Source organism: Planctellipticum variicoloris, from assembly GCF_030622045.1.
GTDB lineage: Bacteria > Planctomycetota > Planctomycetia > Planctomycetales > Planctomycetaceae > Planctellipticum > Planctellipticum variicoloris.
Genome location: NZ_CP130886.1, coordinates 5,298,021 through 5,321,224, shown reverse-complemented (window position 1 = coordinate 5,321,224; position 23,204 = coordinate 5,298,021). Strand labels below are relative to the sequence as shown.

Genomic DNA, 23,204 nt, shown 5'->3' with positions numbered 1-23,204 from the left:
GGTCCGAAGAGCGACGAACAAGGATGTCCGTCGTACGGCAGGAGGCCGCGGGGCGGCCCCATTCGGGTGGCACTGGTGGCCTTCAGCCACCAGTGCTCTTCGCGATCAGATGGAATTCGCTCACCCCACTTCGATCAGCCCCGCGCACAGGAACACGTCTTCCCGCACCACCACGTCCGCGATCGCCGCCGCCTCGCGCCGCAACTCCGCCGATAGCGGCTTCCAGTGCTCCTGCCAGAGCCGCAGGGGACCGTACTGGACCTGGTGAATCGCATCGCTCACCAGCACCCGCTCCGCGAAAATGCCGACGGCCTGCTCCGACAATCGGCCGACGCGCAGACGGACCGCGACGACGAGCAGCGCGAGAGCGAACACCGGCTCTTCCCACGGACGATCGACTTCCATCAGCCGCCACGTGAGAAACTGCCCGATGGCTTCGTTGACCGAGGACTCCATCACCGAGGCGCTGACCAGCAATTGCGCCAACGTGGATGTCGCGCCGTCCTCGACATCAACCGCTGGTTCCACATCGGCCCTGAGCAGTGCCGCACAGACAAACAGTCGCGTCCAGTGTCCGCTGATTCCACTCGGACCGTATCCGAAGCCCGATAACCCTGGCCGCTCAGGATCGCTCCACCGCGTCAGGGCCAGCACTTCGTGGAGCCAGAATTCCATCGGCTCAGGAAGCTGCCCGGTGTCCCGGAACTGCACCAGTTGGGGAAACAGTTCGTCGGCCTGGTTTCCGTAGTCCGCCCGCGAGATCACCCGCAGCATGTCGTCATCGACGTCCCGCCGGACGCGGTCGAGGAGCGCTGTCTTCGCCGGCGGGAATGTGGCCAGCAGTTCGGGGGGGAGGATCACCATCGGGCTGGTCGCTCAAGGGAAATCAGTGTGTCTCAGGCACGCTGCTTCCGGGCTTTAGATTGTGTGCGAGGCGATGGTGTGGCGGCTTTGCTCTTCTGCCTGGTGCTTGCGGTCTGCTTCACCTTCGCTGCCTTGTCGACCCCCTCCTGCAGCCGGTCAACCACCCACGCATTCAAACTTTTCCCCGCGAGGGCTGCCGCGGTGCTCACTTCGCGATGGAGCTGCGGCGGCAGTCGCGTTACGAACTGCCCGGAATACGGCCGCTCCGGGGTCTCGCCGCGCGCCTTGCAGAAGGCCAGATAGTCGTCGATGGATTCGCGAAAGGCGGCTTCCAGCTCGTCGACGCTTCGCCCCTGAAACGTGATCACGTCGCGCGTATTGAGGACTTCGCCGTGAAAGAGACGGGCTTCGTCGTCGAACTCGACTTTGCCCATGTAGCCCTGGTATTCCATCATGGCAACACTCCCGCCTCAGTAAGAAACCGCCGCATCGACCGGACGGCGCCGTGGTCGGTTTCCTCGCCCTGTGGAGACTCGGCCTCCTGTTCACAATGTCAGAAGACGTTGGCGTCTTCAAGGCTCGACACTGGCCCACCCACCTCTCGGTCCAAGTTCCGTCCGGGCAAGCTGCAGGGTGAGTCTTTCGCCATCATTTGTTGTCGCAGAGGTGAGCCTCGAAGACTCGACTCACCCTACTTTAGGACAGCGACAAGCCGCGTTGGCCCTCCGCCTTCGTCGTGATGGGGGGGCCGTGATTAGTGCGGCGTCCGGCAGGCACTTCGTCCTGCAACAAAAAAGGCCCCCGGACCGTGCAGCGCGATCCGGGGGCCTCATCAGTCATCAGCCGCCGTTAGGCAGGATAATCCGCGACGTAGATCGCCTTGACCTGGGTGTAATCCAGGAAGGTTTCTTCGCAGTTCACGCCGCCGCCGGGGCCGCCGGAGATTCCCTGGCCGCCGTAGGGGAGGCCGTAGGCGATCGAGTTGTGGCAGTTGATCTGCCCGGTGCCGTCGCGGAACTGTTTCGCCAGCGCCACGCCGCGCTCGATGTCGCGCGTCCAGATGCTTGAACCCAGCCCGTAGGGCGAGCTGTTCGCCAGCCGCAGCGCTTCCTCCGCCGAGGAGACCGGGCAGATCGTCGCATACGTGTGGAACACTTCCAGCGGATTCACGGTCTGCCCCGGCTCCGTCCGGTAGAGCGCCGGCTTCACATAGAAGCCGTCCTTGCCGGGAACCGTCGCCTCGCCGCCGGCGAGCAATGCCTTGCCGCCGCGGGCGATCGTTTCCTGCTGGGCCTGCAGAATTCGCCGGCGCTGCGTCGGATTGATCACGGCCCCGAGCTGCGTCCCGGCGTCCGCCTGGTAGCCGATCTTCAGCCCTTTGAAGAAGGCCGTCTGGGCGTCGATGAAATCGTCGGCGATTTTGCGGTCGACGAACACGCGATGAATGGTGCAGCAGGTCTGGCCGTAGTGCTGGTTCGTGTGCCGACCGATCAGTCGGGCGACGACGGCCGGATCGGCGTCCCCCAGTACGATCGCCGCCCCGTTGCCCCCCATTTCCCGCTTCATCCGCGTGCCGTGACGATCGCAGGTCCGCAGGATGGCCTGCCCGACCCCCGGCGACCCCGTGAACGAGATATAGCGGACGCCCGGGTGCTCGGCGATGCAGTGCCCGGTGATCTCGCCCCGGCCGGGCAGCACGTTGATCACGCCCGGCGGGAAGCCGGCTTCCTTCGCCAGCTTCGCGAGATACAGGGCCGAGAGCGGCGTGTCTTCGGCCGGCTTGATCAGGATCGTGTTTCCGGAGAGCAGGGCGGGGAACATGAACCACGACGTCAGCACGATCGGGTAGTTCCAAGGAATGATGCCGGCGACCACGCCCCACGGCTCGCGGTAGGTATAGCCCTGCACGCCGTCGGCCACCTGCATCGCGGGGCTGTCCCCCATTGCGATCCGGCGGGCGACGCCGATGAAGTATTCCGCACAGGCGCGGATCTGTGCGAAATCTCCCTCGGCGAGTTCGGAGACTTTGCCGCCGTCGCGGATTTCGCAGGCCAGCAGGACGTCGCGGTCCCGTTCGCAGAGCTGGACGAGCCGGTTGACGAGTTCGATGCGCTCTTCGACATCGGCATTTTTCCAGCTCGATCCGCCGTCGCCGTCGAACGCCCGCTGCGCCGCGGCGACGGCCCGGGCGACTTCCGCTTCCCCCATTTCGCAGATTGTGGCCAGAACTTCCTGCGAGCCGGGATCGACGGTCTGGAAGGTGGCGTTCATCGAGCCGGCGATCTCTTCGCCGTCGACGATGCCGCCGAGCGGCTTGCCGCCGTTGCGGCAGAACTCGGTGAACTTGGCGGGCGTGGCGAAGGCGGCCGCGGTGAGTGCGCGAATTTCGGAGGTGGCTGTCGACATCAGTGGTGCATCCGGAAAGTGGGACAGGGAGGGAGATCGGTCCGGGATCGGAGACGCTTCGAACATACTCCTTCGGGGTTGGTCGGACAATCGGCTGCCGGAATTCCATTACGGCTCTTCCGAAGTTACATCCGGGCAAGATGTAGGGTGAGTCGAGTCTTCGAGGCTCACCGTAACTCATTAAAAAAGAGGTGAGCCTCGCGGACTCGACTCACCCTACTCTGAAACCGGGAAGGGCCGTGGGAATTCCGTCCGTTCGCGATGTGCGTGCCGCCCCGGCGCGGATTCAGCTCGAATGTCTGCAGATTTCGCGGTAGGATTTCGGCGATGCAGACTCGACGTGAAGGATCGCAGCCGATGTCGCTTCGCGAACCGTTTTTTCTCCGCGGCCAACAGAGCCGGCTCGTCCGGGCGATCTGGATGTCGCTGGCGCTGGGCGGCATGGGATTTGTCGTCGGGACGGCGTGGTTCGGCGGAGCGTGGCTCTTCGTTGAATACGGGTTCGGAGGCTTCTCGGAAGACCAGATGTTCGCGACGCTGGCGGCGTCGACCGGGGTCACGCTTGCCGCCGTCAGTCTACTGTATTCGCGCTGGTGCGGGTCGGCGCTGCCGGGAACGATCGGCCGGGCCTGCGTGATGGCGTGCGTGCCGACGGCGCCGTGGCTGGCGGGCCTGTCTTCGGAGCTGTATGACGCCGGGTGGTATCGGCCGCTGCGGGAGTGTTACACGGGTCTGGAGGACCGGTTTGAGAGCGTCTTCGACGCCTTGTCGGGGCAGTTCGTGATTCTGTTCGTCTTCACGTCATTGTGGCTGGCCTGGACGGCGGGATGCTTTCGCCCGGCGAGAGCGTGGCTGCTGATGTCCGGCCTGTCACTGCTGGCTGTGCCGCTGATGATGGCGTCGATCAACGTCTTTGACGGGATATCGTCGCTGTTTCGGGCCTGGGGATTGGCGACGTCTGTCGTGGACGTTCTGGAAATCGTGTCGATCTGTTCGTTCGGCGGACAGTTCCTGGCAGCGCTGCTGATTCCGTGGGGCATTCCGTTCTGGCGGCCGGCGGTGGTCGATCGAGCTCGCGCGGAGCAAACCTGACTCAGCAGACGAACGGCATGCCGCAGCCCGGAGGGTAGCCAGAGGGTAGTTGCCCCGCCCCCTGCGGGGTCAGTTCAAGATCAGCAACTCCCCCCGCTCCATGCCAGCAGTTATTATCAAGTGATTCACCACTGCCCAATCCATCCGGGACCAACCCATGCCCCGTCGCCTGATGTTCGCACTGGCCTGCCTGCTGAGCCTGCCGTCGTACGCCGACGAATTCCCCGCCCCTTACAACAGCGAACCGGACAGCGGCCCGGGTCCGCTCAAGCCCGAGACGGTGGCGGCGGAAATGCAGCTTCCCCCCGGCTTCCGTGCCAACGTCTTCGCGGCGGAACCCGAGGTCCAGAATCCGATCGGCATCGACTGGGACGGGCGGGGTCGGTTGTGGGTCGCCGAGAACTACACGTATGCCGAGGCGCCGCTGCGGTTCGAACTCAAGCTGCGCGACCGGCTCGTGATTCTCGCGGATACCGATGGGGACGGCCGGGCCGACGAACGCAAAGTCTTTACCGACGATCTGCAGATGCTCACCAGCGTCGCGGTCGGTCTGGGGGGCGTCTGGGTGATGTGTCCGCCGCAGTTGCTGTTTATTCCGGATCTCGATCGCGACGACCGGCCTGATGGACCGGCTCAGGTGATCCTCGACGGCTTCCGCGTTCCGCCGGAGAACTATCACAACTTTGCGAACGGGCTGCGCTTCGGGCCGGACGGCTGGCTCTATGGTCGGTGCGGGGCGTCGAGCCCCGGCGAAGTCGGCCGGCCGGGCGTCCCGGAGGAGGAACGTATTCCGCTGCGGGGGACGATGTGGCGCTATTCGCCCCACACGAAAGTCTTCGAAGCTCTCTCGTCCGGCACGACCAATCCGTGGGGACATGACTGGGATGAGAACGGCGAGCTGTTTTTCATCAATACGGTCAACGGACATCTGTGGCACGGCATCACGGGGGCGCATTTTACCCGGCCGCACACCGTCGATCCCAATCCCCGGGTTTACGAGTTGATCGACACGCACGCGGATCACTGGCACTTTGACGTCGAAGGGGGCTGGCAGAAGTCCCGCGACGGGGCGGCCAACTCGCTCGGCGGCGGACACGCTCACATCGGCTGCTGCATTCTGCAGGGGCGCCGCTGGCCTGCGGAATACCGCGGCCGGTTGCTGACGCTCAACATGCACGGGCTCCGCGCCAACACGGAACGGCTCGAACGCGAAGGTTCCGGCTACGTCGGCCGGCACGAGCCCGATCTCTTCATCGTCAAAGACCCCTGGTTCCGCGGCATGGAGCTGAGCGAAGGCCCGGACGGTGCGTTGTACGTCGCCGACTGGAGCGACACCGGCGAATGCCACGAACGGAACGGGGTCCACCGGACCAGCGGCCGGATCTACCGGATCTCGTATGACGATGAACCGGCGAAGCCGGTTCGCTTTGAGGCGGGCTCGTTGACGCTGCCGCAGCTCGTCGAGTTGCAGCTTCGTGGCGAGGAATGGTTTGTCCGGCAAGCGCGGCTGGAGTTGGAGTCTCGGATGCTCCAGCGGCGCGACATGAGTGCCGTTGTCCGGGAGCTGCAGCATGTCTGCAATCCTGGCGGCAAGGCGAGCGATGTGCTGAAGGCACTCTGGACGCTGCAGGCGCTGCACCAGAACTCGCCGCGAGCGTTGGAGACGCTGCTTTCGCATCGCGACGAACATGTTCGCGCGTGGGCCGTGCGCCTGCTGGTCGACGATTCTCCTCTCGATACGACGCTGAGCGAGCGACCGGCGGGCGCGGCGCCGGGCCAGGTTTCCGACCAGCAACTGGCAGTTCTGGTCGATCTGGCGCAAAACGATCCTTCGGCGCTGGTTCGCCTGACGCTGGCCTCCGCTCTGCAGCGGCTCACCGTCGTTCAACGTCTGAGGCTGGCGGTTCCGCTGATGGCCCATGCGGAAGACGCCGGCGATCACAATCTGCCGCTGATGATCTGGTACGGGCTGATCCCCGTCGCCGATCACGATCCCCTCGGACTTGCCCGTGCCGCCGCGGACTGCAAACTGCCGACAACCCGGCGGCTGATTGCCCGCCGGCTGGCGGAAGATGTGGAAGACCGCCCGGCGGCGTTGGAACTCCTGCTTCGCGAGACCGTCAATCGACAGGACGGTGACCTGGCCCGCGACGTCGTTCAGGGGGTCGCCGCGGCACTGATCGCCCGCCGGAAGGCTCCGCAGCCGGCGGGCTGGGACGCCTTTGTCGCGCTGGCGTCGCAGTCCGGCGACGAAGGGGTACGGAATTCCGTCCGCGATTTGAGCGTGCTGTTCGGCGACGGTCGGGCGCTGTCGGTCGTAAAGGAGATCGCCCTCGACAGCAAGGCCAGCCTGCCGGATCGCCAGGCGGCTCTGGCGACGCTGATCGACGCCCGGCCGGCGGAGCTGCGCGAGATCTGCGAGAAGCTGCTGGGGGTCCGCTTTCTCAATCCGGTGGCGGCGCGCGGCCTCAGCCTGTTCGATGACGACAAGGCCGCGGCGAAGCTCGTCGCCTCCTACAAGAGTTTTCACCACTCGCAACGGGCCGAGCTGATTGCGGTTCTCGCCGGGCGACCGCGGTTCGCCAGTGCGCTGTTGGTTGCTGTGGCGGAGGACAAAATCCCCCGCTCGGATCTCACGGCCTTTGTCGCCCGGCAGATCCACGACTTCGCCGATCCCAGACTCGATCAGTTGCTCACGCAGACCTGGGGCGAATTCCGCGACAGTCCCGCGGAGAAGAAAGAGCTGATTGCGAAGCTGAAAGCTCAACTGACGCCGGACGTGCTGGCGCAAGGGGACCGCAGCGCCGGCCGGGCGCTGTTTGCCAAAACCTGCACGGCGTGTCACAAGTTCTTCGGCGAAGGGAAGACGGCGGGGCCCGATCTGACCGGGGCGAACCGCAGCAATCTGGATTACTTGCTGGAGAACATCGTGGATCCGAGCGCCGTCGTCTCGGCCGACTTCCGCATGACGGTGCTGGCTCTCGAAGACGGTCGGGTGCTCAACGGGCTGGTCCTCAGTGAGACCGGTAACGCGCTGACGCTGCGCACGGCGACCGACACGGTGGCGGTCGATCTGGGCGACGTCGAAGAGCGCAAGACGGTGCCGCTGTCGTTGATGCCGGAGAACCTGCTGCAGCCGTACTCGCTGGAGCAGATTCGCGACCTGTTCGCGTACCTCATGACCCGGGAACAGGTGCCGCTGCCGCAAAGCGAATAGAGCGGCAAGTCCGGCTCTCGGTGCGTTGCGAGGGGCCGGCGCGCGTTGGACTGACGGGGTGGCCGGGTCGGAGTCCGCGACGACCCGGGAAATCACTTCGCTGCCGGTGTTTCCGGATCATCGACCCGACGCCACTGGATTTCATGGCGAATGTTGTCGATCGTCTGCTGAATGGCCCATAGCTCGATGGGGCCGATTTCGCTGTAGTCGCTGACAACGATCTCGCCGTCTTTCGTCGAAGCGGTAATCGTGACTGTGGCAGAGTCAATCGAATTTGCATCGTACTGCGGCTGGAACTTTGAGAACCCCAGCCGATCCATGAGATAGCAGAGTTTGCCGAAACTGAAGATATTCACTTCTCCCTCAAACGTGCCGATCTCGTCAAGATGCTGGGTCGCCGTCAGGCGGGCTTTCCCGTCGCTGTGCAGCGTCACATCGTAGACCGGGCAGTCCCCGAAGCACGGACTGCGACTCAGAGTGATCGATTTGTATGGCAGGAACGCTCGAAGAGATTCCACTTCCTCGAAGCTGAGGCCGCCCTCGAAGAGCGGACGATAGCTTGCCGGGATCGAGGACTTGTCGAGCGTTGTCGTACGGTCGGCTTTGTGTTCTGGGCGACTCTCGCAGCCAACGGCGGTCAGGAAGATCGCCGCACCAAGCGCAGTCAGCCGCCCAGCGTTGTTCGCCGAACTGCCGGCGCATCGACGATGGCTCTGGGGTCGGGACATCGCAGAAGCTCTCTTGGAAAGGAGACTTCAAACCGCTTCGGAATCGTCAGTCTCGACCATCAACGCCGACGGATCGAGCCGCGGATCGAGCGGGCCGCCGTACCAGACATTCACCCCCAGCATTCCCGCCCCGGCGAATGCATACAAAAAGTATCCCACGTACTGCGCCGGCAGGTCGTTGAGCAGCCAGCCCCGTCCTCCCGCGCAGACGCAGCCCGCTGCCAGCAGGGCGACCACCACCAGCGTTCCCCGGCGATACCCGGCCCGCTTCCGCCGGAGCCGCTCCGGATCGGTCAGAGCCTCGATCGCGTGCTGCACGGCCGCCCGTTCGTCTTGTCGCCAGCCGAGCCACATCAGCCCCAGCACAACCGGCCAGGCGACGACGGCAAACACCAGCCCCCAGACATAGTCCGGCTGCGCTTCGCCGTTCCAGAGGCTGATAGACAGGACGACGATCAGCGTAAGAAATCAGCAGGTCGCGCAGTGGAGCCGGATACAGGACGCACGCGTCGCACAGGACGGTGAAACGGCTCATCTCAGTAACCCAGGCCGAGTTCCTGGGCCTGGGCCGACAATTCGTCGAGGACTTTGAGGCGGTTCCTGTCCATCGTCCGCTTGTAGTCCATCAGGTCCCGAAAGAGGACCCGGCGATGACTGCCGACCTTTCGGTAAGGGATCTCTCCCTTTTCCAGTTGCTCGACCAGAAATGGGCGGGAGACGTTGAGGAGGTCGGCGGCTTGCTGAGTGGTCAGCTCGGCGTGGACTGGAATCAAGGTGACTGCATTTCCCTGGGCCATTTGCGTCAGAATGTCGTTCAGCAACCGAAATGCGGACGCAGGCAGGGAAACCGTCTCTTCGGGAGCGCCTTCCGACTGAATACGGAAACGCAACGGTTTTATCGACCTGGTCCCCACGAACCGCGCAAGCCGTCGGCTGCACTCCTGCGCTAACACCGTCTCATCCGGGGTTGGCGTGACAGTCTCCGGGAGATCGCTGAGCGAGTTCGCCATGATTCATTCTCCTCTTGATGAGAATTCTACTGGGCAATCGCATCAGAAGCAATAAACGCAATATTCGAAATTCGATATCGACACGATCGCTCAGACGCCACTTCCCTTTCGAATCTCCTCGCCCGGGAGGAAAGTCGAGGAGAGGTTGAAAATGCGAGTCGGGATCAGCGTGATCGAAATCTCCGCCCGCTTCACCGGTGCGAACTTCGAAGATGTTTCACCAGATGCTGGCTGCTCAACGGCCAGGTGTCTGTTAAGAGTTGCACTCCGTCCGCCTGACGGCGGACACCGTTTCACCCGTGGCGACAGCCCTTTGCCCGCTTCAGGGTTCAAGTCGCCGACCGACCGTTTCAACGTCTCCAGCACCGGCCTTTTGACGACCAATCCGCGCCTTCGCCCGGCTGAGGTTTCGCGTCGACAGGCAGTCGGCGGTCCTTCGACGGCGGAAAGAGCACTGGTGGCTGAAGGCCACCAGTGCCACCCGAAATTGGCGTCTCAGCAGTCTTCCGGACAGCACGCCAGTTGCGGCTGGGGGGCGATGACTGGCTCGGAAATCTCGGCCAGTGCGTCCTCGTCGACAGGTCGAACGCGCGGCCTGGCCGAGCCGAACTGGACCAGGCTGACCATGGCGACGATCCCCAGGACGGCTGAGACCTGCAGCAGGGTGACCTGTTCGTGGTCGGCCCAGCCCCAGAGGATGGCGCCGATCGGGACGAGATTGGTCACCATGCCGGCGAACAGGGGGCCTTGCGTCTGCACCAGGTGCATGAAGAGGCAGGTCGACAGGCCGGTGCCGAGCACGCCCAGCGTGATCACGGCGGCCAGCGACCAGGCCCACTGATCGGCGACGACCGGACGCGTGTTGGGGACGGCCATCGCGAGAGGGAGCAGCAGGAGGCCGCTGCCGAGCAGGCAGACGAGCGTCAGTTCCAGCGGGGGGACGTGCATCAGCGAGCGGCGGATCCAGTTGTTCGTGAGGGCGTAGGTCGCCGGGACCGAGAAGGCCAGCAGTACGTCGGTCCAGGGAATCTCGCGCTGCACGCCGTCCCACATCAGCAGACCCAGGCAGACGAGGGCGCCGATCACGCCGACCGTCTGCCGGGTGGTGGGGAGGATGCCGAGCATGGGGATCGAGAACAGAACGGTCAGGAGCGGGGTGAAGCCGACGGTCATGCCGACGAAGGCGCTGCCGTGGCGCGCGATGATTTCCGGCTGCAGACAATAGGGCCAGGCGAAGCCCAGGACGATGCAGCCCAGGAGCGGGAACCAGTCGGCCCGGCGGACGTGAGCCCGTTGCCTCCAGAGCCAGAACAGAGCCAGCAGGACGAGGCCGCCGGCGACGACGCGCCAGCAGCCGACGCTGATCGGCGACAGCCAGAGGGTCGCCTTTTTCATCAGGATGAAGCTGCTGCCCCAGATGAAGCAGATCACCAGAAAGAAGACGTACGGCATCGCGGGACCACCAGAGAACATCGAATCCCGCGAGCATTCTACCCGGCGGAGGGCGCCCGAGAGGCAGCCTGTCGGGAATGACACCCAATCCGGCGGCGAGTTCGGGAGACGGGCTCCCCGGAAATGGGAACAGGCCGGGGTGACCGGCCTGTTTCAGATCTCTGCGAGTCGCTGCTGAACGTCGCATTCCGGAGTCATTGGAACTCCGGCGGATCTCTGTCTGCGTGCCACAGCCGTCTCGGCGGTGCGAATTTCTCGGAACGGAGCTTCGCGATTCCCAGCTCGCCGAGCATCGGCACGCGGTCCGTTGGCAGCCTTAGCTGCCGGCGACCATGCGCTGAATGCGTGCGCGGCGTTCGGCGCGGCGGCGCGAGCGGCGGGCGGTTTCGCTGGGCTTTTCGTAGTATTCCCGGCGGCGCATTTCCTTCTTGATCCCGGCATGCTCCACCAGCTTACGAAATCGCTTCACAGCATCGCCAATCGACTCGTTCTCGCGCAGACGCAACTTGACCACAAAGTCCTCCTTCGAGGGAATCTCAGCCCCGGAACAAACGACAATCCAGACCGCTCAGCAGCGGACCATGAAGTATATCGGCCGCGCCGCAGGGCGCGAAGTGTTGGAGACGGGGAAAATGATGGATACTTTTGTGCGCTGGGGCGGCGGGTATCGGGCATCGGGATTCGGGTATCGCAGACAAGAACGCTCCGACATTGCATGTCTTTGGTCTTCTTCGCGGCTCTCCGCTTTCCGCTTCCGGCTTTCCGCTCCCTCAAAACTGCCCCAGGAACCGCAAATCGTTCGAGTAGAAGTTGCGGATGTCGCTGATACCGTGGCGGAGCATGCAGAAGCGCTCGATCCCCAGGCCGAAGGCGAAGCCGCTGACTTCTTCGGGGTCGTAACCGATGGCTGTCAGCTCGTTCGGGTCGACCATGCCGGCTCCGCCCAGTTCCAGCCAGCCGTGTTTCCAGCGGACGTCGACTTCGACCGAAGGCTCCGTGAACGGGAAGAACGACGGGCGGAAGCGGACTTCGACGTCGCCGCCGAGGTACGCCGTGGCGAACATCCGGAGGACGCTTTTGAGGGAGGCCATCGTCACGTCCCGGCCCAGCATGAGGCCTTCCATCTGGTGGAACATGCAGGAGTGGGTGGCGTCGATGGTGTCGGGGCGGTAGACGCGGCCGACCGAGACAATGCGGATCGGGGGCTGGCGCTGCTCCATGATGCGGATCTGTACGGTCGACGTCTGGCTGCGGAGAAGCATCGGCTCGGCGTTCGCCGTGGAGGCGGTCGACAGGTAGAAGTTTTCGAGGGGATCGCGGGCCGGGTGATCGTCGGGGATGTTGAGAGCCTGGAAGTTGTGCCACTCGTCTTCGAGCTCGGGGCCGTCGGCGACTTCGAAGCCGAAGCGGGCCATGATGTCCTTGAACTCGTCGATGGTCTGCGTGAGAGGGTGCCGGCGACCGAGCCGGACAGGCGTGCCCGGCAGAGTCAGGTCGATGGCGGTCGCCATCGCTTTCGGGCGGCAGAGCTCCTGCTGGCGGGTTTCCCAGCGGAGCGTCACCGCATCCTTGATTTCGTTGAAGCGTTTGCCGACGACGGGGCGCTCCTCGGGACTGGCCTTTCCGAGCAGCCCCTGGACGTCTTTGAGGCGCCCCTGCTTCTTGCCGAGAAACTCGATCCGGGCGGCTTCGAGGGCGTCGGCCGACGCGGCGGCGTCGATGGCTGCGAGAGCTTCCCGCTCGTAGCTGGCGAAGGCTTCGAGAATCTCCATGTCGGTCCTGCAGTCCGTCGGAGGTGGCGATACGAAAGCGGCGAGACGGCCCGAAGACCGTCTCGCCGGAGAATTCACAGGTTTCTGCAGTCTGGCCGCACTCAGGCGACGGGGGCCGGCTGCTTCTTGGCGGCGAGGGCGTTCTTGGCCAGCGTGGCGATTTCGTCAAAGACGAGCGGCTGATGGATGGCCAGCTCGCTCAGCGCCTTGCGGTTCAGTCCGACACCGGCGAGGGTCAGGCCGTGAATGAACCGCGAGTAGGTCACGCCGCGCATTTCGGCGGCCGCCTTGATGCGGATGATCCAGAGTGAGCGGAAATCTCGCTTGCGATTGCGGCGGTCGCGGTAGGCGAAGCAGCGATTGCGAACGACAACTTCCTTGACCGTGCGCAGCAGGTTCTTACGGGCGCCGAAGCCGCCCTTCGCTTCGCGGAAGAGCCGCTTGTGGGAGCGGTGACGGGCGACACTGAAGCAAATACGCATGTTTCGAGGACCTGTGCAAGGCGATTACAGTGAACGGCAGGGGAGGCGAAACGTATCAGACCCCGGGACGCAGGGCGTCGCGGACCATGACCGATTCCCACTTCGTGAGCACGGTATCGCCACGGAGCTGGCGCTTCCGCTTGCCGGATTTATGACTGAGCAGGTGACCCCGGAACGGGCTTTTGCACTTGATCTTGCCGCTCGCGGTCACTTTGAACCGCTTGGCCATCCCTTTGTGGGTCTTCTGCTTCGGCATTTTCTCAACATCCTTCCGGGAACGCGAAGAGCGATCCCGAGCATCATCGTCGCGGCCTGCGAATCGGGCGAGGCCGAAGTTGTCTATCAACACAATGACCCGCCGGTCCGACCCGCGGGAACCGGTGAGTATAATGCAGGTCTGCGCCGGATTTCCACCGAGCGATGGAAAAATCCGCAGCGTCCGACGCCGGGCAATCGGAGCCGCGATAACTCCTTGCACAAAAAGGAATTACCGCAACCGTCCCTTCAACTTTTCGGCGAAAGGATGGCGCTCATGCTTCGCCCGCCGTCCATTCCGGGCGGCTTCTCGACCTTGGCGACATCCTGGAGCACCTCAATGATCTCGGCGAGCATCTGGCGTCCGCGATCATGGTGGGCGTTTTCGCGGCCGCGGAAGATGACGTTGAATTTCACCTTGTCCTTGTGGCCGAGGAACTCGCGCGCCTGCTTGACCTTGAACTCGATGTCGTGCTCGCCGATTTTCGGCCGCAGGCGGATTTCCTTGATCTGCACCTGATGCTGCTTGGTGTTCGTCGAGTGCTTTTTCTTCTGTTCGTACTTGAACTTGCCGTAGTCCATGATGCGGCAGACGGGGGGGCGCTCGTTCGGCGCCACCTCAACGAGATCCAGTCCGGCTTCAAACGCCAGTCGCTGGGCCTCGGAGGTTGGAATCACCCCCAGCATTTTCCCCTCTTGATCCACCACCCGGATCGGGGACAGGCGGATCTGATCGTTCACACGATGCGTGGTTTCGATGGGTGCCATCTCCTTCCAAATAACGACGCGAATGCGGCTCGCCTGGCGTCTCATCTTTCAGCGATCAGATGAGGACGTCGGGAGGCCGCTGACTTTGAACCCGTTCACGAGAGCTGATCGGCACTTTCGGACGAAACGACCAAATGGTCCGCTTCGTCGAAACTGGCAGGGTCCAACGGGGCCGCGCCAGTATTATCTCTCAAGCTGAAGTCCGTCAACACGTTGCCGCAGAACAGCCGGAAGATCCTGGAGGGAATCGGGACGGAAAATGCGTTCACGCACTCCCGTTCGGGGGGCTGAAACGAGGCCGTCGCATAGATGTAAGGTGCGTAACCAGTGACTCTGACGGCAGTTGCGATGGATCGCCGCGATTTGTCCGGGACTGCCGGGCGGCTGATTGCGGCTGCATCGGCGACGGCCCTACAATCGGGACCTCATTTGTCCGGAAGGTCGCCCGCATGTCGAGTTCCCACGCAAGTAACGCTGCTTCGCTCCCCGGCCGGGGGCGGAACTGGTTCGTGCGCGGCTTCGCGATACTTGTTCTGGCGGCCATCCCGACGTGCCTGGTGATGGTGGATGAGACCGAGTTTGTGATCGTCGAGCGGCTCGGACGAATCGTGCAGGTTTACGATCGTCCCGCCGATCGCGGGCTGCATTTCAAGTTGCCGTGGCCCGTCGAGTCGAAGCGACGGTTCGACCGTCGGCTGCAGCTTGCAGCGCCGCCGGGCCGCGAGGTCTTTACGCGGGATCGGAAGAACATTGTCGTCGAGTCCTATATCGGCTGGAAGGTTGCGGAGTCCGCGGAGGGCGTCTCTTTGCAGGAGCGGCCGGTCGTGCGGTTCTTCCGGAGCCTGGGAGCGACGGACGTGGCGACGCTCCGACTGGGAAGCCGATTGCAGTCGATCGTGACGACGCAGGTGGGCCAGGTGGATCTGGCGGATTTGCTATCGGCCGCGGATTCGGAAGCCGCCCCGGGCGGGGGGGACGGCCCATTGGCCGAACTGTCAGGACGGGTGAAGGCGGAATTGCAGCAGCGACCGGAGGAGCCCCGACCGCTTCTCGAGCAGTGGGGGCTGGAAGTCGTGGACGTCAGGATTCGCCGGCTGAATCTGCCCGCAGGCAACCAGCAGGCGGTCTTTGAACGGATGAAGAGCGAGCGGCAGAAGATCGCCGAGCGGTATCGCAGCGCGGGACTGGCCGAGAGCCGGATGATCCGCAGCCAGGCGGACCGCCAGGCGGGAGAGTTGCTCGCGCGGGCGCAGTCGGACGCCGAGAAAATTCGGGGTGCGGGCGAGGCGGACGCATTGCGGATTCTGAATGCGGCCCACGCGGAGGACCCCGAGTTCGCGGCGCTGCTGCAGAGCCTGGAAACGACGAAGCAGGTGCTGGGCGAGAACACGACGCTGGTTCTGTCGGCTTCCAGCCAGCTCCTGAAACTGCTGACAGAGGGCCTGCCTGCGGCCGGTCGAGCGACCGTCGAGAAACCTGCACCGGAAACTCGACCGTGACGTGGTTTCCGCGACTCTGCGGCCTGCTGGTGGTCGGCTGGCTGGCCAGCGGAACCTTCGTCGTCCCGGCGGACGAAAAGGCCGTCGTACGGCGATTCGGCCGGATGCTCCCTCAGCCCCAGGCGAGCGGACTGCACTGGGATCTGCCGTGGCCGCTGGCCAGAGTGGACCGGGTCAACGTCACTGCGGCGCGGACGCTGATTCTCGGTGCGGAAACAGCAGTTTCGGCAGACCGGCTGCCAGACGTCCTGGAAGCGCGGCCCGCCTTTCTGACGGGGGACAAGAATCTGCTGCACGTGCGGATCGCCGTGCAATACCGTCTGGCGGAAGAGCATCTGGAGGATTATCTGTTCCGGCAGACGGAACCGGAGGCGCGACTTCGATTGCTGGTCGAGGCGACGGTTGCGGATCTCGTCGGGCGGAGCGGCGTGGATTTCGTACAGACGGCGGGGCTGGCGGTTCTGAACGCGCGACTGCTCGCGGATGTCCGCCAGCGGGTTGCGGAGGAACGGCTGGGACTCGAAATCGACCAGGTGACGATCGACGGCGTGGAGCCGCCGTTGCGCGTGAAGGCCGATTTTCTGGACGTGTCGAACGCGCGGGCCGATATGTCGAAGATGATCAGCGATGCGCGGACGCAGGGGGAACAGGCTCTGGCCGTCGCTCGGGCCGATGCCCGGCAGGCGCTGGATCAGGCGGAGCAGGAGCGACAGGGGCGGGTCACGGCGGCGCGAGGCGCGGCGGACCGCTTTGTGCAGCTTGCGCGGCAGATTCAGGACGATGCCCGCCGGGGTCCCCTGTCCTATGCGGAATCGCGTCGCCTGACGTTGGGACGTTTTCACGCCGACGCCGTACGGCAGATTCTGTCGCAGATTCGGGCGAAGCTGGTGCTTGACGGTTCGGCGCCGGTCGATCTGGCGCTGCCGCGGGCGAAAACTCCCTGACGAATTCGCGAGAAGTTCGCGGACGGCGTACCGGCGGCTCAATCGCCGCGCGAGGGTTCCGCGGGCGCACACAGGCGACTTCCTGTTCGATGAACCGCCGGGCGGCAGGAGTGCGGAAATCTGTGAAACTGTCAGGGGGAATGGGGCCCGACGGAGCGGGCGAACTCCCGGACGGGCGTATCGACAGGAATGCAGGCGTCGATTCGATCAGATCCTCCGCGGATCTTCGTGAAGAGCTGATCGAGCTGGGAAGGTTTCGAGATTTCGCCGCGAACAATTGTGGCGCTCATGCCAGGGTCGGGCGCTGCAACATCGAGCTCTGCCTCGCATCATCCCGCGACGACCAGCGTTGTGTCGTTCCGATCGAACTGCATGGCCAGATTCCCCTTCGAGGTCATTTGACGATCGAGGACTTCAACTTCAAGTGCTCGACTTCGGACTCCAGCTCCGCGATTCTCTGCTGAAGCTGCTCGATGACCGGGGCGATCTGCCGCTGAGCGAACCGCCGGTGGATGTGCTGGGGGCAGTTGATGTCCCAGGCGTCAATCGAAAACAAAATGGCCCGCTCGACGCGACCGGGATAGGCTGGATCTGTGAGCCGCTGCAGCAGTTCCGCGTCATTGTCAACGATTCGGGCCGTCCCCCAGACTTTTATCCGGCGGCTGTTGGCGTAGTCCATCAGGAAGAGGAACGCTCGGGAATTCTCCTCCAGATTGCCGAGCGTGATGTACTGTCGATTGCCGCCGAAGTCCGCGAAGCCGAGCGTATGCTCGTCCAGAACCTTCAGGAAGCCGAGCGGGCCGCCACGATACTGGATGTAGGGTTGGCCTTCGGCGTTCGCCGTTCCCAGGTAGAACATGTCGAGTTTGGCGAGAAATTCGGCCAGATCGGGAGTGACGACGGTCCGCCAGCCACGGCCTTGTTCCATCCGTGCATAATCTGACCTGGAACCTTTTTGAGACTGGATCGCCTTCACGGCCGGCGTGAATGCGACGTCGCTGGGGTGCTCTCGCATCGGAACGTCCTTCGAACGAAGCGGAGTGAGTTCTCGCCGGTGAAAATGCCGCGGCGCTCCCGAAACCGGAAGCGCCGCGACCATCGATCGCAGTTATTTCGGGCCGACATGCTTGCCCAGGAACTCCCGCATCCGCCCAGCGATCTCCTCGCCGCTGGTCTCCAGCGCAAAGTGCCCGGCGTCGAGCAGATGGAACTCCAGCGTCTTCAAATCCCGCTTGTACGGTTCGGCCCCCGCGGCGGGAAAGATCTGGTCATTCCGGCCCCAGACGATCAGCGTCGGCGGCTGGCGCCGGCGGAAGTATTCCTGCCACTGCGGGTACAGAGGCGGGTTGCTGCCGTAGCTGAGGAACAGGTCGAGCTGGATCTCGTCGTTCCCCGGACGGTCGAGCAGGAACTGGTCGTGAGCCGGGCCGTCCGGACTGACGAGCTCGAGGTTCGGGACGCCGTGCGTGTATTGCCACTTCGTCGCGTCGTAGGTCAGAATCCCGCGGAGGGCGTCGCGTTTTGCCGGGTCTTTCGGAGCCTGCCAGTAGGCTTTGACCGGCTTCCAGAAGTCGTTATCGAGCCCTTCCTCATAGGCGTTCCCGTTCTGCACGATCAAGGCTGTGACCCGCTCCGGATGAGCGACGGCAAGGCGGTAACCGACCGGGGCGCCGTAGTCCTGGACGTACAGGGCGTAGCGCTGCAGACCCATCTTCTCGGTGAACCCTTCGATGACCTGCGCCAGATTGTCGAAGGTGTAAGCGAACTGGTCGCGGGAGGGCATCGAGCTGTGTCCGTAGCCCGGGTAGTCCGGAGCGACGACGTGGTACTTGTCCGCGAGCGCGGGGATCAGGTTGCGGAACATCTGCGAGCTGGTCGGAAAACCGTGCAGCAGCAGGACCGTCGGAGCCTCCTTCGGGCCGGCCTCGCGGTAAAAGATGTCGAGGTCGCCAACCTTGACCGTCTTGTGAACGACGGTGGCCGGCGGTCGGGGCTCCGCACCGCTGCTGACGGAACTGGAGACAACGGCCGACAGGGCGACGAACAAAAATGCCGACAGAACGCGGACCATGAGTTTCCCCTTCGGAGGAAGTGCGGTTGGCTGCGGGATGAGAACGATTCCCGTCCCGCGCGACCGAAGCCCGGCGGCTCGGGAATGAGCCGCCGGGCTCCGGAGTTGTGACGGGTCGGTCAGGCTACCTGATTGTGGCAGGCGGACGTCGAGCACGTTTCCTGGGAGTCCGCCAGCGGCTCGGCCCTCGGGAAATCGATGTCGGTGTCGGCGACATGGTTGAAGTAGTTTGTGAAGATGTTCAGCGCCACATTGGCGACCGCCTCGGCGATCGCTGCATCGTCGAAGCCGACTTCGCGGACGGCGTCGAGATCGGCGTCCGACACCCTGCCGCGCTGGTCGACCACCTTGCGGGCGAAGCCGAGCAGGGCGTCGGTCTTCGGATCGACCGACATCCCCTGCCGGCTGTCGCGGATCTGATCGGGTGTCAGTCCCACCATCTTCCCGATCGTCGAATGGGCGGCGAGGCAGTAGTCGCAGTTGTTGGCCTGGCCGACCGTCAGCGAAATCTGCTCGCGGTACTTCGCGGAGAGCGTCCCCTTGCCGAGCGCACCGCTCAGGCCCAGGTAGCCTTCCAGGGCGGCGGGCGAGTTGGCCAGGGCCCGGGTCATGTTGGGAACGAGGCCCAGTTTGGCCTTCACGGCGTCGAGAAGATCCTTGGCCTTGCCGGTGGCGGATTCGGGAGCGATCTGAGGAATGCGGGACATGATCTGTTCCTTGGCGTGAGACTGTCGAACACGTTTTCCAGACCGAGCGAACTTCTCGTCGGTGGTGCTGGCCGATAGATTCACGTTCCGTGCCAGTCTCCGAGAAATGCCACAACCATATATGAATTAACTGGTTACGATTTGTCTGGCTTTTTTCTGACGTCAACGATATTTCGTTGTAGAACGAAAATTCGTTGACGCACCACGAAAACTCGTTAATTTCACGCGATGACAACATCATCCGGTACTTCGCCGCTGTTGGGTGATCCGAGGCAGGTCCTGCTGGAGCTGGCCGGCCGGCACCATTTGCCAGACCTGCTCCCCCTGGCGGTTCGTCGGCTGGCGGAAGGGCCGACGGTGGCGCTGGTGCGGATCTGGCTGCTCCAGCCCCCCTTCGCCGGGGATTGCGCAAAGTGCCGGCTGGCGGGCGAGTGCGACAGCCGCGAACAGTGCCTGCACCTGGTCGCCAGCGCCGGGAAGTCGCTCGCGGCTCCGGGCATGGCGTGGGACCAATTGAACGGCGGCTATCGGCGGTTTCCGATCGGCATCCGCAAGGTCGGGCACATCGCCCGCACGGGACAGTCGCTGGAAGTCCCCGATCTGCAACAGGACCAGACCTGGGTGGCCAGCCCCCAGTGGGTTCGGGACGAGCGGATCACGTCGTTCGCGGGACATCCGCTGGTCCATCGAGGAGAGGTGCTGGGCGTGATGGGACTCTTCGCGCGCGAACAGCCGGGCCCGGCCTGTTTCGAGTGGTTGCGGATGATCGCCGATCATCTGGCGGCGGCGATCGCCAACGCCCGCGCGCTCGAAGAAATCGAGTCGCTCAAGAAGCGGCTGGAGCAGGAGAACGCCTACCTGCGCGAAGAAGTCCAGCAGGGGGCGTCGTACGGCGAACTGGTGGGACAGAGTCCGGCTCTCCAGGCCGTCGCGCGGCAGATCGATCTGGTCGCGCCAACCGACTCGTCCGTGCTGATCCTCGGCGAGAGCGGCACCGGCAAGGAATTGGTGGCGCGCGAGCTGCACCGCCGGAGTCAGCGGGCCGACCGGCCGTTCATCAAAGTTAATTGCGCCGCCGTCCCGCGCGAACTCTACGAGAGCGAGTTCTTCGGACACGCGAAGGGTTCGTTTACGGGAGCGCTGCGCGATCGGGCCGGGCGGTTCGAGCTGGCGGACGGCGGCACGCTGTTTCTCGACGAAGTCGGCGAGATTCCGCTCGACCTGCAGGCCAAGCTGCTCCGCGTGCTGCAGGAAGGCGAGCTGGAGCGGGTGGGGGACGAGCGGACGCGGCGAGTCGATGTTCGCGTGATCTCCGCCACGAACCGCAAGCTGCGGGACGAGTCCGAAGCGGGTCGATTCCGGCAGGATCTGTATTACCGGCTGAGCGTGTTTCCGATCGAGCTGCCGCCGCTCCGCAATCGCGTGGAAGACATTCCGCTGCTCGCCGAGCAGTTTCTGGAACGGCTGACCCGCAAGCTGGGGCGGCGACGTCCGCGGCTGACGCTGGCCAACGTGCAGCAGTTGCAGACATATCACTGGCCCGGCAACGTCCGCGAACTGCAGCATGTGCTGGAGCGGGCTTCGATCGGCGCGACGGACGGCCGACTGCGGCTGGAGCTCCCCTCCGATCCGACGCAGCGGCCGGCGGCGAACACAGCGGCCGATGGGTCCGAACGGATTCTGACGGCTGCGGAGCTGCGCGAGTTCGAGGCGAACAATCTCCGCGCGGCCCTGCGGGCGACCGCCGGACGGATCTACGGCCCCGACGGCGCCGCGGAGCGACTGGGCATGAAACCGACGACGCTGGCCTCGCGGATCAAGGCGCTCGGGATCTCGGGGCACTCGTCGTGATGGCTGGGAACGGATACAGTGCGGGCGGCCATCGCGGCGGCGCCTTCGCGGGACTTGGAGGTTTGATCGCGGGGGGCAGCGAATGACAGTGCAAAGTGAAAAATGCAAAATGAAAAGTGCAAAGTGACGGGATTGTTGCGCGCACGGGGGCGCCGGGCGGGACTCGGGGAGTTCGCTTGACGGAGGGTTCAAGTTGGCCGGCCAGGACAGAGCGGGAACGGTCCTGAATCAACCGCTCCCGCCCCGTCTTTCGGCTGGCACTGGATCAGGTCTGACCTTGCGCGGGGACGCAACGGGAAGACTCGACGCCGAGGAATGCGCGCACAAAGTGCGCCCTGGGACCTCCCTTTCGAGAAGTCCCCCCTGGGCCCTGATCAGGCCCGCAGCCGGGATTGTGCGCTCGAGCAGCGCGGCCGTCCGCGCCGTGGATCCAGCTCGCCTCGCACCCGACAAGAGGACACGCTGACACTGGTTCGTCTGTCGTGCAAGAGCAGTTTTCGGGGAAATTCGAAAAATGCGGAAGATTTCTCGCGGAGACGCAGAGGCCGGAGGAGATCGCAGAGAGGACCGGAGCGGAACAGCCCCGTCCGTCGTACGTTCAGAGGCGGAAGGTCGGAGGAGTCGAGAGACGAGAGCCTGGAGTTGGGCGTCGGAGAAAACAAACGCTGGGGGCCTCTGGCGATCCGCGATCCGCGATAAGCCCACTTCTCTGGCTACTCGCTATTCGCTATTCGCTGCTCGCTCCCCTACCGCTTCAGATCCGCGATGCAGAAGCTGCCATAGGTGTGGACTCGGTCTTTGCTGTGCAGCTCGTTGGCCAGCGACGGGTTGTAGTGCAGCAGGCTGCCGACTTCGCGCGGCTGGCCGTCGACCTGGACCTTGAGCGTGTTGACGAAGTCCCCCTGGAGGCCGGCGCTGCGCCAGAGAATGCGGGCGTTCGGAGCGGCCCGGTCGATGATCCCCTGCCACTCCTCCGTGAGAATCTTCTTCGCCGGGTCGCGGGTCAGCCAGTCCATGTGGTCGAGCAGGATGAACCGCGTGACCGGGTGCTCGCTCTGCTTCAGGAAACCGAGGACCGAGTTGGTATGCGTCGTCACGTGGTCGGCGACGCCGTTACGAAGGGCCTGGTAACTTTCCGGTTTGCAGTATTCGGGGCAGCAGTCGGGCGTGTACTCGCCGGTCAGGTAGACCCGCCAGAAATAGTTGTCTTTGAGAGGGAGTTTCGTGAAGACCGCTTCGACGCGATCCATGACGAACTGCAGGATCCCGCCCGGATAGCTGTCGTCGATGTGCTTCCGCTGCGACGCGGGAACGCCGAGCAGCGAGAGGGTGATATCCCGTCGCATGGCCCAGCGGATCATCGGCTTCCAGAGGGCGGCGGCGAGCTTGTACTCGGTGTAAATGTCTTTCTGCTGCTGGACGCTGTCGGCGGCGAGGAGCGCGTTGACCGAGTCGCGCATTTTGGCGACCCGGTCGATGTACGTATTCACCAGCCAGGCGAACGTGCCGGAGGTCGTGCGGAAGTAGAACGACCGGCCGCGCCCCTGCGGGGAGAAGAGCTGGCCCTTGCGGTCCCAGAAGACACGGGCGTCGTTCGGCAGGTTCTTGCGGAGGTGCCGCGGGTAGAGCGTGTCCCAGTTCTCGTGCCGACCGCGCCCGAAAATCTGCCAGTAGTCTTCGTAGTCGAGATGCCGGGCGGCGGCGAGCTTGAGCTGCAGCAGGGCGTTCTGGCGCGGGTTCATATCGACGGCGTGGACGTGGCCGGCTCCGGCGAGCGCGTAGTCGAGCGCGTTGCAGCCGGCGGAGGTGATGACCACCACGCGGTCGTTCGCGGTCAGGTTCAGAGCGACGCGATCCAGGCGGGGATCTTCCCAGCACTGGTTGTAGACGATGTTGCGCCCGTGAACGAGATTAAACCAGGTTTTGCTCAGGCGCTCGGCGACCATGTTGCGTCCGGGGAACGGATCGCCGCGACTGCAGCCTGAGGCAACACGGACTCCCGGGACTCCTGCGACGGGAATTCGACCTGGCGCCGGCAGAGCCGGAACCTCTTTGCTGGAAAGGCTTTAACAGGCAGTTGCGGGGT

21 protein-coding genes are annotated in these 23,204 nt (G+C 64.2%); 5 read left to right on the top strand and 16 right to left on the bottom strand.

Annotated elements, in window-relative coordinates:
- Window positions 1-120: 120 nt before the first annotated feature.
- The 3 genes from SH412_RS20725 to SH412_RS20715 form a co-directional block, all read right to left on the bottom strand.
- Entirely contained in the window at window positions 121-864 is a 744-nt protein-coding gene (locus SH412_RS20725) for a hypothetical protein (protein WP_336519927.1), read from the bottom strand.
- A gap of 32 nt (window positions 865-896) precedes the next feature.
- Window positions 897-1,319 carry a type II toxin-antitoxin system HicB family antitoxin gene (locus tag SH412_RS20720; protein ID WP_336519926.1) on the bottom strand — a complete coding sequence of 141 codons (423 nt, stop codon included), beginning with the start codon at window positions 1,317-1,319 and terminating at the stop codon, window positions 897-899.
- A gap of 394 nt (window positions 1,320-1,713) precedes the next feature.
- Window positions 1,714-3,270, bottom strand: coding sequence for an aldehyde dehydrogenase family protein (locus SH412_RS20715; RefSeq protein WP_336519925.1), 1,557 nt, complete (start codon window positions 3,268-3,270; stop codon window positions 1,714-1,716).
- 357 nt (window positions 3,271-3,627) lie between these two features.
- Here SH412_RS20715 and SH412_RS20710 point away from each other — a divergent pair, with 357 nt between their 5' ends.
- Both SH412_RS20710 and SH412_RS20705 read left to right on the top strand, forming a co-directional pair.
- On the top strand, window positions 3,628-4,362 hold the full coding sequence (locus SH412_RS20710; RefSeq protein ID WP_336519924.1) for a hypothetical protein: 735 nt from the start codon (window positions 3,628-3,630) through the stop codon (window positions 4,360-4,362).
- Between the two features lie 157 nt (window positions 4,363-4,519).
- Window positions 4,520-7,579, top strand: a complete 3,060-nt coding sequence (locus SH412_RS20705) for a PVC-type heme-binding CxxCH protein (RefSeq protein WP_336519923.1) — start codon at window positions 4,520-4,522, stop codon at window positions 7,577-7,579.
- A 92-nt stretch (window positions 7,580-7,671) separates the two neighbouring features.
- Here SH412_RS20705 and SH412_RS20700 read toward each other — a convergent pair whose 3' ends face one another.
- The 9 genes from SH412_RS20700 to infC form a co-directional block, all read right to left on the bottom strand.
- On the bottom strand, window positions 7,672-8,307 hold the full coding sequence (locus tag SH412_RS20700) for a DUF6438 domain-containing protein (RefSeq protein WP_336519922.1): 636 nt from the start codon (window positions 8,305-8,307) through the stop codon (window positions 7,672-7,674).
- Between the two features lie 27 nt (window positions 8,308-8,334).
- A complete protein-coding gene (locus SH412_RS20695) occupies window positions 8,335-8,700 on the bottom strand; it encodes a hypothetical protein (protein ID WP_336519921.1) in 366 nt (121 codons plus the stop codon).
- A gap of 143 nt (window positions 8,701-8,843) precedes the next feature.
- A complete protein-coding gene (locus SH412_RS20690) occupies window positions 8,844-9,317 on the bottom strand; it encodes an excisionase family DNA-binding protein (protein WP_336519920.1) in 474 nt (157 codons plus the stop codon).
- 495 nt (window positions 9,318-9,812) lie between these two features.
- Window positions 9,813-10,769: a DMT family transporter gene (locus tag SH412_RS20685; protein ID WP_336519919.1), complete on the bottom strand. Its 957-nt coding sequence runs from the start codon at window positions 10,767-10,769 to the stop codon at window positions 9,813-9,815.
- 316 nt (window positions 10,770-11,085) lie between these two features.
- On the bottom strand, window positions 11,086-11,283 hold the full coding sequence (gene rpsU, locus SH412_RS20680) for a 30S ribosomal protein S21 (RefSeq protein ID WP_336519918.1): 198 nt from the start codon (window positions 11,281-11,283) through the stop codon (window positions 11,086-11,088).
- Between the two features lie 256 nt (window positions 11,284-11,539).
- Window positions 11,540-12,541, bottom strand: coding sequence for a phenylalanine--tRNA ligase subunit alpha (gene pheS, locus SH412_RS20675; RefSeq protein WP_336519917.1), 1,002 nt, complete (start codon window positions 12,539-12,541; stop codon window positions 11,540-11,542).
- A gap of 101 nt (window positions 12,542-12,642) precedes the next feature.
- The gene (gene rplT / locus SH412_RS20670; protein WP_336519916.1) at window positions 12,643-13,023 is read right to left on the bottom strand and encodes a 50S ribosomal protein L20; all 381 of its coding nucleotides are present in this window, start codon (window positions 13,021-13,023) and stop codon (window positions 12,643-12,645) included.
- Window positions 13,024-13,078: 55 nt separating this feature from the next.
- The gene (gene rpmI / locus SH412_RS20665; protein WP_336519915.1) at window positions 13,079-13,279 is read right to left on the bottom strand and encodes a 50S ribosomal protein L35; all 201 of its coding nucleotides are present in this window, start codon (window positions 13,277-13,279) and stop codon (window positions 13,079-13,081) included.
- A gap of 248 nt (window positions 13,280-13,527) precedes the next feature.
- Window positions 13,528-14,046 (bottom strand): translation initiation factor IF-3, encoded by a 519-nt coding sequence (infC, locus tag SH412_RS20660; RefSeq protein ID WP_336519914.1) that lies wholly within the window; start codon window positions 14,044-14,046, stop codon window positions 13,528-13,530.
- 449 nt (window positions 14,047-14,495) lie between these two features.
- Here infC and hflC point away from each other — a divergent pair, with 449 nt between their 5' ends.
- Together hflC and hflK are read left to right on the top strand one after the other, a co-directional pair.
- Window positions 14,496-15,545 (top strand): protease modulator HflC, encoded by a 1,050-nt coding sequence (gene hflC / locus SH412_RS20655; RefSeq protein WP_336519913.1) that lies wholly within the window; start codon window positions 14,496-14,498, stop codon window positions 15,543-15,545.
- Complete coding sequence (gene hflK / locus SH412_RS20650; RefSeq protein WP_336519912.1) at window positions 15,542-16,489, top strand: protease modulator HflK; 948 nt, start codon at window positions 15,542-15,544, stop codon at window positions 16,487-16,489. The genes hflC and hflK overlap by 4 nt, the downstream gene beginning before the upstream one ends.
- A 394-nt stretch (window positions 16,490-16,883) precedes the next feature.
- Here the strand turns inward: hflK and SH412_RS20645 are convergent, their stop codons facing one another.
- From SH412_RS20645 to SH412_RS20635, 3 genes are all read right to left on the bottom strand, one after another.
- Entirely contained in the window at window positions 16,884-17,504 is a 621-nt protein-coding gene (locus tag SH412_RS20645; RefSeq protein ID WP_419555746.1) for a pyridoxamine 5'-phosphate oxidase family protein, read from the bottom strand.
- A 93-nt stretch (window positions 17,505-17,597) separates the two neighbouring features.
- Window positions 17,598-18,560 (bottom strand): alpha/beta fold hydrolase, encoded by a 963-nt coding sequence (locus SH412_RS20640; RefSeq protein WP_336519910.1) that lies wholly within the window; start codon window positions 18,558-18,560, stop codon window positions 17,598-17,600.
- 119 nt (window positions 18,561-18,679) lie between these two features.
- Complete coding sequence (locus tag SH412_RS20635; RefSeq protein WP_336519909.1) at window positions 18,680-19,267, bottom strand: carboxymuconolactone decarboxylase family protein; 588 nt, start codon at window positions 19,265-19,267, stop codon at window positions 18,680-18,682.
- Window positions 19,268-19,495: 228 nt separating this feature from the next.
- Between SH412_RS20635 and SH412_RS20630 the strand changes: the two genes are divergently transcribed.
- Entirely contained in the window at window positions 19,496-21,118 is a 1,623-nt protein-coding gene (locus SH412_RS20630; RefSeq protein ID WP_336519908.1) for a sigma-54-dependent Fis family transcriptional regulator, read from the top strand.
- A gap of 746 nt (window positions 21,119-21,864) precedes the next feature.
- On the opposite strand, the gene SH412_RS20625 is transcribed toward SH412_RS20630, so the two are convergent.
- Entirely contained in the window at window positions 21,865-23,064 is a 1,200-nt protein-coding gene (locus tag SH412_RS20625; RefSeq protein ID WP_336519907.1) for a BtaA family protein, read from the bottom strand.
- Window positions 23,065-23,204 lie beyond the last annotated feature (140 nt).

What these genes read in the sequence shown, in the direction of transcription:
- SH412_RS20705 (WP_336519923.1), top strand. Translation starts at nt 4,520, where the DNA reads ATGCCCCGTCGCCTGATGTTCGCACTGGCCTGCCTGCTGAGCCTGCCG.
- SH412_RS20725 (WP_336519927.1), bottom strand. Translation starts at nt 864, where the DNA reads ATGGTGATCCTCCCCCCCGAACTGCTGGCCACATTCCCGCCGGCGAAG.
- SH412_RS20715 (WP_336519925.1), bottom strand. Translation starts at nt 3,270, where the DNA reads ATGTCGACAGCCACCTCCGAAATTCGCGCACTCACCGCGGCCGCCTTC.
- rpmI (WP_336519915.1), bottom strand. Translation starts at nt 13,279, where the DNA reads ATGCCGAAGCAGAAGACCCACAAAGGGATGGCCAAGCGGTTCAAAGTG.
- SH412_RS20700 (WP_336519922.1), bottom strand. Translation starts at nt 8,307, where the DNA reads ATGTCCCGACCCCAGAGCCATCGTCGATGCGCCGGCAGTTCGGCGAAC.
- pheS (WP_336519917.1), bottom strand. Translation starts at nt 12,541, where the DNA reads ATGGAGATTCTCGAAGCCTTCGCCAGCTACGAGCGGGAAGCTCTCGCA.
- SH412_RS20685 (WP_336519919.1), bottom strand. Translation starts at nt 10,769, where the DNA reads ATGCCGTACGTCTTCTTTCTGGTGATCTGCTTCATCTGGGGCAGCAGC.
- SH412_RS20625 (WP_336519907.1), bottom strand. Translation starts at nt 23,064, where the DNA reads ATGGTCGCCGAGCGCCTGAGCAAAACCTGGTTTAATCTCGTTCACGGG.
- infC (WP_336519914.1), bottom strand. Translation starts at nt 14,046, where the DNA reads ATGGCACCCATCGAAACCACGCATCGTGTGAACGATCAGATCCGCCTG.
- SH412_RS20710 (WP_336519924.1), top strand. Translation starts at nt 3,628, where the DNA reads ATGTCGCTTCGCGAACCGTTTTTTCTCCGCGGCCAACAGAGCCGGCTC.
- SH412_RS20720 (WP_336519926.1), bottom strand. Translation starts at nt 1,319, where the DNA reads ATGATGGAATACCAGGGCTACATGGGCAAAGTCGAGTTCGACGACGAA.
- SH412_RS20630 (WP_336519908.1), top strand. Translation starts at nt 19,496, where the DNA reads ATGACAACATCATCCGGTACTTCGCCGCTGTTGGGTGATCCGAGGCAG.
- SH412_RS20635 (WP_336519909.1), bottom strand. Translation starts at nt 19,267, where the DNA reads ATGTCCCGCATTCCTCAGATCGCTCCCGAATCCGCCACCGGCAAGGCC.
- SH412_RS20690 (WP_336519920.1), bottom strand. Translation starts at nt 9,317, where the DNA reads ATGGCGAACTCGCTCAGCGATCTCCCGGAGACTGTCACGCCAACCCCG.
- SH412_RS20645 (WP_419555746.1), bottom strand. Translation starts at nt 17,504, where the DNA reads ATGCGAGAGCACCCCAGCGACGTCGCATTCACGCCGGCCGTGAAGGCG.
- SH412_RS20640 (WP_336519910.1), bottom strand. Translation starts at nt 18,560, where the DNA reads ATGGTCCGCGTTCTGTCGGCATTTTTGTTCGTCGCCCTGTCGGCCGTT.
- hflC (WP_336519913.1), top strand. Translation starts at nt 14,496, where the DNA reads ATGTCGAGTTCCCACGCAAGTAACGCTGCTTCGCTCCCCGGCCGGGGG.
- rplT (WP_336519916.1), bottom strand. Translation starts at nt 13,023, where the DNA reads ATGCGTATTTGCTTCAGTGTCGCCCGTCACCGCTCCCACAAGCGGCTC.